This window comes from uncultured Methylobacterium sp. (assembly GCF_964244095.1).
In the GTDB taxonomy this organism is placed as follows: domain Bacteria; phylum Pseudomonadota; class Alphaproteobacteria; order Rhizobiales; family Beijerinckiaceae; genus Methylobacterium.
The window spans coordinates 1-8,248 of record NZ_CAXTHR010000170.1 but is presented as its reverse complement, the minus strand read 5'-3'; the positions used below and the strand labels follow the sequence as shown (position 1 = coordinate 8,248).

The following is an 8,248-nucleotide window of genomic DNA, read 5'->3' as shown; positions in this document are numbered from 1 at the left end:
GCAACGACGCGATCCTGCGCGGCTACGACGACACGATGCACGTCGAGACCCGCGATTGGGGCGGCACGGTCGATCTCGGCGACGGCGTGAGTGTCCACCTCACGCCGGCCTACCATTGGTCCGCCCGCGGCCTCAACGACCGGCGCATGGCCCTGTGGTGCGCCTTCGTGCTGACCTCGCCCTGGGGCGTGCACTACCATGCCGGCGATACCGGCCTCGGCGACGGCGCGATCTTCCGCGACGTGCGGGCGCGGTTCGGCGCCCCGCGCCTCGCGACCCTGCCGATCGGCGCCTACGAGCCGCGCTGGTTCATGCAGGCGCAGCACATGAACCCGGAGGACGCCGTCGCCGCGCTCGGGCTGCTCGGCGCGGACCGGGCGCTCGGCCATCACTGGGGCACGTTCCGGCTCACCGACGAGGGCGTCGAGCGCCCGGCCGAGGCGCTGGACGCGGCGCTCGCCGCCGCCGGCCGCCCGCGCGAAGACTTCCGCGCGCTGCGGCCGGGACAGGTCTGGCCCGCCCCGTCGCCGGACGACGCGGCCGGCGCCTGACGCGGGCGGACCGGCGCGGCCTCGCCCGCGCATGCTAGAACGGCTGCCCGGCACAACCGTCCGTGGCGACGGCGAAGGTCTCGGCGGCGCGCCGACGCCCGGTGCGCCGCGCCGCCGAAGCGCGACGCATCGTCCGGCGCCTCGGAAACGCAAGCGGCACAAACCTTTGTTAAGCCTGCAGCCCGCACCGTACGCCGGGGCGCTGCCGTCCGCTTGCTGGCCGCCGCTGGCCGAGGGTGCGGTGCGTGCGACGATCGCGGGATTGAATTCGGTCATGCTGACGATGCCGGGAACGGATCAAGGACGAAGGAAGCCGCGCGTCTCCGCGCCGTTTCCGTTCGGCGGAGCCGTCCGCCCGTTCTTTCAGCCGATCGTGGACCTGCGCCACGGGCGCGTCTGCGGCTTCGAGGCCCTGGCACGCCTCTTCGTCGGCGACAGGGTCATCCCGCCCGTCGAGTTCCTGCACGCGATCCCGGAATCCGGGCGCCTGGACTTCTTCGCGCTCGTCCTCGACGCGGCGCTGGCCGCGATGAACGGCCTGTCCGACGCCGCCGACTGTTACGCGTCGGTCAACGTCGATCGATCCCTGTTCCTGGACGCGCGGTTCGCCGGGACCGTGGACGCCACCCTCCGGGCCCGGTCCTACCCGCCCGGTCGCCTCGTCCTCGAGATCCTCGAAGACGAGCGGATCGCGGACGAGGGGCGGATGATCCAGGGTCTCGAACGGGTCCGGAGCCTCGGTGTCCGCATCGCCCTCGACGACGTCGGAACCGCGCACGCCTCCCTGATGAACATCAAGACCCTTCCGCTCGACATCCTGAAGCTCGACCAGACCTTCGCCCGCGGACTGCGCGACCGGCCGAAGGATCTGCTGTTCGTCCTCAGCCTGCTCTCGCTCGCGCGCGGCCTCGGCAAGAGCCTCGTGATCGAAGGCGTCGAGACCGTCGAGATCCTCGACGCCCTGACGATCCTCGGCGTCACGTTCGTGCAGGGCTACGGGATCGCGCGGCCGATGCCCGCCGAGCGCCTGGAGGATTGGCTGCGCACCTATCAGGTTCCGGTCGCGACGCGCACGCCCCAGTCGCTTCTCGGGGCCTATGCCAGCCATCTCACGGTTGTCGAAACCTGCCGCATCCTCGTCTGCCAGCCCCTGCCCATCGCCTGGAAAGAGGAATCGAAGAATCCGCACGCCTGCGGGATCGGCCGCTACTTCGATCGCTTCGGGCTGCACGAGACCGCCTTCGGGCTGGCGCACAAACGATTCCACGAGGTCATGAACTGCTACGGGACCGACCCGTCGCGCTGGGAGCAGGGCGCCGAGGGCTTCGCATCGGCCCTGACGCAGGCGATGCGCGCGGCGGACGCGTAGGACGCGCCCCACACGACTGGCGCCGGCCCGCATCCGGCCCGTGCGGTCGGGCGCTACAGGATGAAGCGGCTGAGGTCGGCGTCGGCGGCCAGGCTCTCGACCCGGTCGCGCACGTACCGGGCATCGATCGCCACCGTCTCGCCCGAGCGGTCGGTTGCGGAGAACGAAATCTCGTCGATGACCCGTTCCAGCACGGTCTGAAGCCGTCGGGCGCCGATGTTCTCGACCGAGCCGTTCACCTCCACCGCGACGCGGGCGATCGCGTCCACGGCGTCGTCGGAGAAGGCGAGCGTGACGCCTTCGGTCTGTAGCAGGGCGACGGTCTGCTTCAGGAGGCTCGCCTCGGTCGCGGTCAGGATCTGCCTGAAGTCCTCCACCGTCAGCGGCTGCAACTCCACGCGGATCGGCAGGCGGCCCTGCAACTCGGGCAGGAGGTCGGCGGGCTTCGAGACGTGGAAGGCGCCGCTGGCGATGAACAGCACGTGGTCGGTCTTCACCGGGCCGTGCTTGGTCGCCACGGTGGTGCCCTCGATGAGCGGCAGCAGGTCGCGCTGCACGCCCTCGCGCGACACGTCGGCCGATGAGCGGCCTTCTCGCGCGCAGATCTTGTCGATCTCGTCGAGGAAGACGATGCCGTTGTCCTCGACCGCGCGGATCGCCTCGCGGATCAGGGCATCGTCGTCGACGAGCTTGTCGGATTCCTCGGCGAGCAGCGGCGCGTGGGCGTCGCGCACGCTCATCCGGCGCGGCTTGCCCTTGGCGGCGCCGAACGCCTTGCCGAACATGTCGCCGAGGTTGACCGCCCCCATCGCGGCGCCGGGCATGCCGGGGATCTCGAACATCGGCAGGCCGGAGGATGGGCCGCCGGCCAGCTCGATCTCGACCTCCTTGTCGTCGAGCAGGCCGTCGCGCAGCTTCGTCCGGAAGCTGTCGCGGGTCGGCGCCGAGGCAGTGGGGCCGACGAGCGCATCGAGGATGCGGTTCTCGGCCGAAGCCTCCGCCTTGGCCTTCACGGCCCTGCGCTTCTCCTCGCGCACGAGGCCGATCGCCACCTCGACGAGGTCGCGCACGATCTGCTCCACGTCGCGGCCGACATAGCCCACTTCCGTGAACTTCGTCGCCTCGATCTTCAGGAACGGGGCGCCGGCGAGCCGGGCCAGACGGCGTGCGATCTCGGTCTTGCCGCAGCCGGTGGGGCCGATCATCAGGATGTTCTTGGGCGCGACCTCCTCGCGCAGGGGGCCGGTGAGCTGCTGCCGGCGCCAGCGGTTGCGCAGCGCGATCGCCACCGCGCGCTTGGCGTCGTGCTGGCCGACGATGAAGCGGTCGAGTTCCGAGACGATCTCGCGGGGGGAGAAGGTGGTCATCGCGCTCCGATCGGGTGCGGCAGACCGGCTGCCGGGCCGCGCAGAATCAGGCCCCGCATGGCATGCCGGCCGGCGCCGAGCAGCAGGAAAAAGGCGCCGAGCGCCAGGACGCTCACGGGGGCGGCCCTGCCGGTAAGGCCGTCGACGGCTTCGACCTGCGCAAGGCTCAGGGTGCCGCGGTCGCGCGCGCGCGACCGCGGGGCAGGGTCGGTCACCGGGGGACCGGCAGGCACGAGGAGAACCGTCGCATGTCCCCGATCTAAGGACGGAGACCCCCGCTTTCCAGACCCGCGTCCCAACGGCGCTCAGGCCGCGCGTACGCCGCGGACGAAGCCCTCGACCTCGCTGCCGAGGCCGTCGGAGCGGCGGGCGAGGTCGCCGGCCGCCGCCAGCACCTGCGCGGCGGCGGTACCCGCCTGGAGGGCGGCGGCCTGGACCTCGGCCATGGTCTCGGTGACGGCCGCGGTGCCGCGGGCGGCGTCGCCGACGCTGCGGGCGATCTCCTGGGTGGCGAGCTGCTGCTCCTCCACCGCAGCGGCGACGCCCACCGCGATCTCGTGCACGGAGCCGATGGTGCCGCCGATCTCCTCGATCGCCGCCACGGCCTCGGCGGTGGCCGCGCGGATCGTGGCGATCTCGGCGGTGATCCGGTCGGTCGCCTGCGCGGTCTGCCCGGCGAGGCTCTTCACCTCGGCGGCCACCACGGCAAAGCCGCGGCCCGCCTCGCCGGCCCGCGCCGCCTCGATCGTGGCGTTGAGCGCCAGCAGGTTGGTCTGGCCGGCGATGCCGGAGATCAGCGACACGACCTCGCCGATGCTGGCGGCGCTTTGGGCAAGCCGCCGCACGGAGTCGTTGGTGCGCCGGGCGCCCTCGACGGCGCCGGCGGCGGCGACCGAGGTCTGGGACACCTGCGTGCCGATCTCGTTGGCGGTCGCGGCGAGTTCCTCCGTGGCGGCGGCCACCGCCTGGACGTTCATCGACGCCGCGCCGGCCGCGGCCATCACCGCATCGGACTGGAGGTTGGTGCGCTCGGCGTTGGCCGCCATGGCGTGCGCCGTCGCCTCCATCTCGCCGGCCGCGTGGGCGAGGTGGCCGACGAGGCCGCCGATGCTGCCCTGGAAGCGGTCGGCGAGCGCCGCCATCTCGGCGCGCTTGGCCGCGCCCGCCGCGAGCCCGGCGCTCGCCTGGCCCTGCCGCATCGCGTCGGCCTCGCGCATCGCGTCCGCGAGGGTGTGCATGCTCGCCCAGATCGCACCGATCTCGTCGCGGGCGGGCTTGATCGCGGGCAGGTCGCGGTCGCCCTCCGCGAGGCGGCGGATCGCGGTGGAGACCGCCGTCAGCGGCCGCGCGATCTGGCGATGTCCGAACACGCCGCCGATTAGCAGGCCGCCGAGGGTGCCGCCGAGCGCGAGCGCGAGGAGCCAGCGCAGCCGGTCCGCGTAGAGGGCCTCGATGGCCCGGTTCTGGGTCTCGATCCGCGCGTGGGCACGCGTCACGAAGGCGTCGATGCCCGCCTGGAAGGCCACGCGGTTGTTGCGGTTCTCGTCGGTGAAGCCCTGCTCGGCGGCGGCCTTGGGCGAGACCTCGGTGCCCAGCCGCGCCGTCTCGGTCCGGTGGCGCCGGAACGCCGCCGCGTCCCCGACGATCGTCTCGAACAGCGCCCGCTCGGCGCCCGGCACCAGCGGCCGCCAGACGCCCAGCAGGGCGTCGATGGCGGAGAGATCGCGCATGATGCCGGCGGCGTACTTGCGCGCGACCTGCGTGTCCGGCGCCGCGTAGACGCCCCGGGATTCGAGCGCCGTGTCGGTGGCGAGCCGGTTGAGTTCGGCCGCAAACAGCGCGTTCTCGGTGGCGTTGCGGGACGCGGCGACCGCATCGTTGAAGCTGTGCAGCGTCGTGAGGCTGATGCCGGCAACCGTGAGGGTGACGAGGCTGGAGGCGCAGACGAACCCGAGAAGCTTGCCGCGGATCTTCATGAATGCCGATTTCCTGGTTGGTTGCGCACAGGATGGCGGATGTCTCTCAAGATCAAGTTAATATTGCCGTATGGCGACAATTTTCGTGCCGGGATTATACGACGATTGAATTCGTATCACCGCACGAAAGCAGACGATGGAGCGATACCGCATCGCGAACGACCCGGCCTCCGGATTTCGGCTTCTTCTCCGGCGCTTGTTCCCCGTCGCCGCGACGTCGTCACCCGATACGAGGCCGCACGACTTCGGCAGCGACCTCGGTTACAGCTTCGACAAGCAGGATTGCAACAGGTACGGCCCGGCGACCGGGGCCGGTCTCAGCCGGTCGCGGCGTCGAGCGCCTCGATCACGAGGCTGCCGTTGGTGTAGACGCAGATCTCGGCGGCGATGCGCATCGCCTTGCGCACGACCGCCTCCGCGTCGAGGTCGCCGTCCTCGAGCGCGCGGGCGGCCGAGAGCGCGTAGTTGCCGCCCGAGCCGATCGCCATCACCCCGCCCTCCGGCTCCAGCACGTCGCCGGCGCCCGAGAGCAGCAGGCTGACATCCCTGTCGGCCACCAGCATCATCGCCTCCAGGCGGCGCAGGTACCGGTCGGTGCGCCAGTCCTTGGTCAGCTCGACGCAGGCGCGGGTGAGCTGGCCGGGATACTGCTCCAGCTTCGCCTCCAGCCGCTCGAACAGGGTGAAGGCGTCCGCCGTCGCGCCGGCAAAGCCGCCGATCACCGCGCCCTTGGCGAGCTTCCGGACTTTCCGCGCGTTGCCCTTCACGATGGTCTGGCCGAGGCTGACCTGCCCGTCGCCGCCGACGACGACGCGGCCGCCCTTGCGCACCATCAGGATGGTGGTGGCGTGCATCCGCGGCGGGCCGGATTCATCATGTGCCAAGGCGGGTTCCTCGTCTGGACTTTGGCGTGCGGCGTTCAGGTGGGGGCTGCGCCTCCCGATTGCCAAGCGCCCGTCAGGTCCCCTTCCCTCAGTGGTCGCCGCCGAGATAGGCCGCGCGCACCGCCGGGTCGTTCTTCAACTGCGCCGCCGGGCCCTGGAAGCGGATGCGGCCGTTCTCCAGCACGTAGGCGTGGTCGGCCACGCCCAGGGCCGCCATGGCGAACTGCTCGACCAAGAGCATCGTCACCTGCTCCTCCTTGAGCTGGCGGATGATGCGGAACACCTCCTCCACGAGCTTGGGCGCCAGACCCATCGACGGCTCGTCCAGCAGGAGGATCTCCGGGCGCAGCATCAGGGCGCGGCCCATCGCCAGCATCTGCTGCTCGCCGCCCGAGAGCGTGCCGGCGAGCTGCGCGCGGCGCTCCTTGAGGCGCGGGAACAGCACGAACGCGCGCTCGCGGTCGGCGGCGACATCGCCCTTCGGCCGCGAGCCGGTGAGCCGCGGGAAGGCGCCGAGCGTCAGGTTGTCCTCCACCGAGAGCGTCGGGAAGACGCGCCGCCCTTCGGGCGAGTGGGCGAGGCCGGCGCGCGCCACGTCGTGGCTGTCGAGGCCGGAGATCTCGCGGCCGGCGAGGCGGATCGAGCCGGATCGCGGCTGGATCATGCCCGACAACGCGCGCATCGTCGTGGTCTTGCCGGCCCCGTTCGAGCCGATCAGCGTGACGACCTGCCCCTTGCGCACCGCGAAGGACAGGCCGTGCAGCACCTCGATCTGGCCGTAGCCGGCCGACAGGTTGGCGACCTCAAGCATGGACGGGGGCCTTCTGCTCGGTCTCCGCGTCGGCCTCGGCGCTGCCGAGATAGGCTTCGATCACCTTCGGGTCGGCCTGCACCTCGCGGGCGCCGCCTTCCGCGATCTTGTGGCCGAAATCGAGCACGCTGACCCGGTCGCACAGGCCCATCACCACGTCCATGTGGTGCTCGATCAGGATCACGGTGATGCCGGCGTCGCGGATCTTGCGGATGATCGCGGTCAGATCCGCGATGTCGGGCGCGGTGAGCCCCGCGGCCGGCTCATCGAGCAGCAGCAGCACGGGATCGAGCGCCAGCGCGCGGCCGATCTCCAGCAGGCGCTGCTTGCCGTAGGGGAGGTTGCGCGCCTCGACCTGCGCGAGGCTCGCAAGCCCCATGAAATCGAGGATCGCCATGGCGCGGGCTCTGGCCTCGCTCTCCTCGCGCCGGCGCCGGGGCGTGCCGAGGATGGCGTCCACGAGCGTGCCGTGGAAGGCATGGTGCAGGCCCACCAGCACGTTCTCCAGCGCCGTCATCTCGCGGAAGAGCTGGACGTTCTGGAAGGTCCGCGCGACGCCGGCCAGCGCGATCTCGGAGGGCGTGCGTCCGTCGAGGCGCCGGTCGGCCCCGCCGGCGGCGAGGATCACCGCGCCCGCGGTCGGCTTGTAGATGCCGGTGAGCACGTTCATCATCGTGCTCTTGCCCGAGCCGTTCGGGCCGATCAGCCCGTGGATCGTGCCGGGCCGGACGACGAGGTCGACGCCGGCGAGCGCCTTCAGGCCGCCGAACTGCATCAGCGCCTGCTCGACCCGCAGCAATGGCTCGGTGCCTGCCGCCTTGCCGCGCTGCGCGATTAGCGCCGCGCCCTCGGCGGCCACCGCCTTGCCCTCCGCGGTGTGAGCCGGCCGCAGCGCCGGGACCTTCTCGCGCAAGAAGCCGACGATGCCGTCGGGCAGGTAGTAGACCACGAACAGGATCATCAGGCCGAATACGGTGAGGCGGAAGTCGGTCACCGATTGCAGCGCCAGCGTCGCCGGCAGGAACAGCACGCACAGCACCACCGGCACGAGGATGGCAGTGCGGTTCTCGGTCCTGCGGACGAACGCCTGCACCCCGACGACCAGCGCGGCGGCGGCGATGATGCCGGCCATGATCCGCACGAGCTGGATGTCGGCCAGGATGTTAGGCATCATCACGATGATCGCCGACCCGATCAGCGGCCCTGCCCGCGACTTGCGCCCTCCCATGGTGACGGCGAGCAGGAACAGCACGGTGAGCTCGAAGCCGTAGGAGTTCGGGGCGACGTACC

Annotated in this window: 8 protein-coding genes; 2 read left to right on the top strand and 6 right to left on the bottom strand. The window is 71.4% G+C overall.

Translation table 11 applies throughout. The features are described 5' to 3' along the window. Positions 1-551 (top strand): MBL fold metallo-hydrolase (locus ACFE86_RS19630; protein ID WP_375457005.1); only part of this gene is annotated, 551 nt, incomplete at its 5' end. A 31-nt stretch (positions 552-582) separates the two neighbouring features. Beyond that, positions 583-1,920, top strand: coding sequence for an EAL domain-containing protein (locus ACFE86_RS19625; protein ID WP_375457004.1), 1,338 nt, complete (start codon positions 583-585; stop codon positions 1,918-1,920). Positions 1,921-1,973: 53 nt separating this feature from the next. Here the strand turns inward: ACFE86_RS19625 and hslU are convergent, their stop codons facing one another. The 6 genes from hslU to ACFE86_RS19595 all read right to left on the bottom strand — a co-directional run. Further along, entirely contained in the window at positions 1,974-3,287 is a 1,314-nt protein-coding gene (hslU, locus tag ACFE86_RS19620) for an ATP-dependent protease ATPase subunit HslU (RefSeq protein WP_375457003.1), read from the bottom strand. Next, positions 3,284-3,502, bottom strand: coding sequence for a hypothetical protein (locus ACFE86_RS19615; protein WP_375457002.1), 219 nt, complete (start codon positions 3,500-3,502; stop codon positions 3,284-3,286). The genes hslU and ACFE86_RS19615 overlap by 4 nt, the downstream gene beginning before the upstream one ends. A 90-nt stretch (positions 3,503-3,592) precedes the next feature. Beyond that, positions 3,593-5,263 (bottom strand): methyl-accepting chemotaxis protein, encoded by a 1,671-nt coding sequence (locus ACFE86_RS19610; RefSeq protein ID WP_375457001.1) that lies wholly within the window; start codon positions 5,261-5,263, stop codon positions 3,593-3,595. A 317-nt stretch (positions 5,264-5,580) separates the two neighbouring features. After that, positions 5,581-6,117, bottom strand: a complete 537-nt coding sequence (gene hslV, locus ACFE86_RS19605; RefSeq protein ID WP_375457006.1) for an ATP-dependent protease subunit HslV — start codon at positions 6,115-6,117, stop codon at positions 5,581-5,583. 118 nt (positions 6,118-6,235) lie between these two features. Continuing rightward, on the bottom strand, positions 6,236-6,958 hold the full coding sequence (locus ACFE86_RS19600) for an ABC transporter ATP-binding protein (RefSeq protein WP_375457000.1): 723 nt from the start codon (positions 6,956-6,958) through the stop codon (positions 6,236-6,238). Beyond that, positions 6,951-8,248, bottom strand: a 1,298-nt coding sequence (locus ACFE86_RS19595) for an ATP-binding cassette domain-containing protein (protein WP_375456999.1), incomplete at its 5' end; no start/stop codon positions are given. The genes ACFE86_RS19595 and ACFE86_RS19600, both read right to left, overlap by 8 nt.

Bases quoted from the DNA above. Each gene is read 5' to 3' on its own strand.
- ACFE86_RS19625 (WP_375457004.1), top strand. From the start codon at position 583: ATGCTAGAACGGCTGCCCGGCACAACCGTCCGTGGCGACGGCGAAGGT.
- hslV (WP_375457006.1), bottom strand. From the start codon at position 6,117: ATGCACGCCACCACCATCCTGATGGTGCGCAAGGGCGGCCGCGTCGTC.
- ACFE86_RS19610 (WP_375457001.1), bottom strand. From the start codon at position 5,263: ATGAAGATCCGCGGCAAGCTTCTCGGGTTCGTCTGCGCCTCCAGCCTC.
- ACFE86_RS19600 (WP_375457000.1), bottom strand. From the start codon at position 6,958: ATGCTTGAGGTCGCCAACCTGTCGGCCGGCTACGGCCAGATCGAGGTG.
- hslU (WP_375457003.1), bottom strand. From the start codon at position 3,287: ATGACCACCTTCTCCCCCCGCGAGATCGTCTCGGAACTCGACCGCTTC.